The sequence below is a fragment of the Streptomyces ochraceiscleroticus genome (assembly GCF_000720485.1).
In the GTDB taxonomy this organism is placed as follows: domain Bacteria; phylum Actinomycetota; class Actinomycetes; order Streptomycetales; family Streptomycetaceae; genus Streptomyces; species Streptomyces ochraceiscleroticus.
Genome location: NZ_JOAX01000060.1, coordinates 1 through 3269, shown reverse-complemented (window position 1 = coordinate 3269; position 3269 = coordinate 1). Strand labels below are relative to the sequence as shown.

General features: G+C 56.7%; 2 rRNA genes. Both read right to left on the bottom strand.

Features of this window, described 5'->3' with window-relative positions:
* Window positions 1-86, bottom strand: a 5S ribosomal RNA gene (gene rrf / locus IG84_RS0137075); the annotation flags it as partial.
* A 12-nt stretch (window positions 87-98) separates the two neighbouring features.
* Window positions 99-3220, bottom strand: a 23S ribosomal RNA gene (locus IG84_RS0137070).
* Window positions 3221-3269 lie beyond the last annotated feature (49 nt).

Genomic DNA, 3269 nt, shown 5'->3' with positions numbered 1-3269 from the left:
CCCCCTGCAGTACCATCGGCGCTGAAAGGCTTAGCTTCCGGGTTCGAAATGTAACCGGGCGTTTCCCTAACGCTATGACACAGTGGACGCGAGCAACTGAGGACAAGCCCTCGGCCTATTAGTACCAGTCAACTCCACCCGTTACCGGGCTTCCATATCTGGCCTATCAACCCAGTCGTCTACTGGGAGCCTTACCCTCTCAAGGAGGTGGGAGTACTCATCTTGAAGCAGGCTTCCCGCTTAGATGCTTTCAGCGGTTATCCCTCCCGAACGTAGCCAACCAGCCATGCCCTTGGCAGGACAACTGGCACACCAGAGGTTCGTCCGTCCCGGTCCTCTCGTACTAGGGACAGCCCTTCTCAATACTCCTACGCGCACAGCGGATAGGGACCGAACTGTCTCACGACGTTCTAAACCCAGCTCGCGTACCGCTTTAATGGGCGAACAGCCCAACCCTTGGGACCGACTCCAGCCCCAGGATGCGACGAGCCGACATCGAGGTGCCAAACCATCCCGTCGATATGGACTCTTGGGGAAGATCAGCCTGTTATCCCCGGGGTACCTTTTATCCGTTGAGCGACGGCGCTTCCACAAGCCACCGCCGGATCACTAGTCCCGACTTTCGTCCCTGCTCGACCCGTCAGTCTCACAGTCAAGCTCCCTTGTGCACTTACACTCAACACCTGATTGCCAACCAGGCTGAGGGAACCTTTGGGCGCCTCCGTTACCCTTTGGGAGGCAACCGCCCCAGTTAAACTACCCACCAGACACTGTCCCTGATCCGGATCACGGACCCAGGTTAGACATCCAGCACGACCAGAGTGGTATTTCAACAATGACTCCCCGACCACTGGCGTGATCGGTTCACAGTCTCCCACCTATCCTACACAAGCCGAACCGAACACCAATATCAAGCTATAGTAAAGGTCCCGGGGTCTTTCCGTCCTGCTGCGCGAAACGAGCATCTTTACTCGTAGTGCAATTTCACCGGGCCTATGGTTGAGACAGTCGAGAAGTCGTTACGCCATTCGTGCAGGTCGGAACTTACCCGACAAGGAATTTCGCTACCTTAGGATGGTTATAGTTACCACCGCCGTTTACTGGCGCTTAAGTTCTCAGCTTCGCCCCGTCGAAACAGAGCTAACCGGTCCCCTTAACGTTCCAGCACCGGGCAGGCGTCAGTCCGTATACATCGCCTTACGGCTTCGCACGGACCTGTGTTTTTAGTAAACAGTCGCTTCTCGCTGGTCTCTGCGGCCACCACCAGCTCAGAGTGCAAGACTCATCACCAGCAATGGCCCCCCTTCTCCCGAAGTTACGGGGGCATTTTGCCGAGTTCCTTAACCATAGTTCACCCGAACGCCTCGGTATTCTCTACCTGACCACCTGAGTCGGTTTAGGGTACGGGCCGCCATGAAACTCGCTAGAGGCTTTTCTCGACAGCATAGGATCATCCACTTCACCACAATCGGCTCGGCATCAGGTCTCACCCTTAACGTGTGACGGATTTGCCTACCACACGGGCTACACCCTTACCCCGGGACAACCACCGCCCGGGCTGGACTACCTTCCTGCGTCACCCCATCGCTTACCTACTACAGAATCGGGTCACCGGCTCCACCACGTCCCTTTGTCCGAAGACTCCAGGCCGGCTTCACGGGCTTAGCATCCTCTGATTCGATATTGGGCGTTTCAAAGCGGGTACCGGAATATCAACCGGTTGTCCATCGACTACGCCTGTCGGCCTCGCCTTAGGTCCCGACTTACCCTGGGCAGATCAGCTTGACCCAGGAACCCTTAGTCAATCGGCGCACACGTTTCTCACGTGTGTATCGCTACTCATGCCTGCATTCTCACTCGTGAACCGTCCACAACTCGTTTCCACGGCTGCTTCACCCGGCACACGACGCTCCCCTACCCATCACAGCCTCCGTTGGGAGTAATGCTGCAATGACACGACTTCGGCGGTGTGCTTGAGCCCCGCTACATTGTCGGCGCGGAATCACTTGACCAGTGAGCTATTACGCACTCTTTCAAGGGTGGCTGCTTCTAAGCCAACCTCCTGGTTGTCTCTGCGACTCCACATCCTTTCCCACTTAGCACACGCTTAGGGGCCTTAGTCGATGCTCTGGGCTGTTTCCCTCTCGACCATGGAGCTTATCCCCCACAGTCTCACTGCCGCGCTCTCACTTACCGGCATTCGGAGTTTGGCTAAGGTCAGTAACCCGGTAGGGCCCATCGCCTATCCAGTGCTCTACCTCCGGCAAGAAACACACGACGCTGCACCTAAATGCATTTCGGGGAGAACCAGCTATCACGGAGTTTGATTGGCCTTTCACCCCTAACCACAGGTCATCCCCCAGGTTTTCAACCCTGGTGGGTTCGGTCCTCCACGAAGTCTTACCTCCGCTTCAACCTGCCCATGGCTAGATCACTCCGCTTCGGGTCTTGAGCATGCTACTAAAGTCGCCCTCTTCGGACTCGCTTTCGCTACGGCTTCCCCACACGGGTTAACCTCGCAACATACCGCAAACTCGCAGGCTCATTCTTCAAAAGGCACGCAGTCACGACGCAAGAGCAAGCTCTTGCGCGACGCTCCCACGGCTTGTAGGCACACGGTTTCAGGTACTATTTCACTCCGCTCCCGCGGTACTTTTCACCATTCCCTCACGGTACTATCCGCTATCGGTCACCAGGGAATATTTAGGCTTAACGGGTGGTCCCGCCAGATTCACACGGGATTTCTCGGGCCCCGTGCTACTTGGGTGTCTCTTAAACGAGCCGCTGACGTTTCGTCTACGGGGGTCTTACCCTCTACGCCGGACCTTTCGCATGTCCTTCGACTACATCAACGGTTTCTGACTCGTCCCACAGCCGGCAGACTGTAGAAAAGAGATCCCGCAACCCCGCACTGGCAACCCCTGCCGGGTATCACACCAATACGGTTTGGCCTCATCCGGTTTCGCTCGCCACTACTCCCGGAATCACGGTTGTTTTCTCTTCCTGCGGGTACTGAGATGTTTCACTTCCCCGCGTTCCCTCCACACTGCCTATGTGTTCAGCAGCGGGTGACAGCCCATGACGACTGCCGGGTTTCCCCATTCGGAAACCCCCGGATCAAAGCCTGGTTGACGACTCCCCGGGGACTATCGTGGCCTCCCACGTCCTTCATCGGTTCCTGGTGCCAAGGCATCCACCGTGCGCCCTTAAAAACTTGGCCACAGATGCTCGCGTCCACTGTGCAGTTCTCAAGCAACGACCAGCCACCC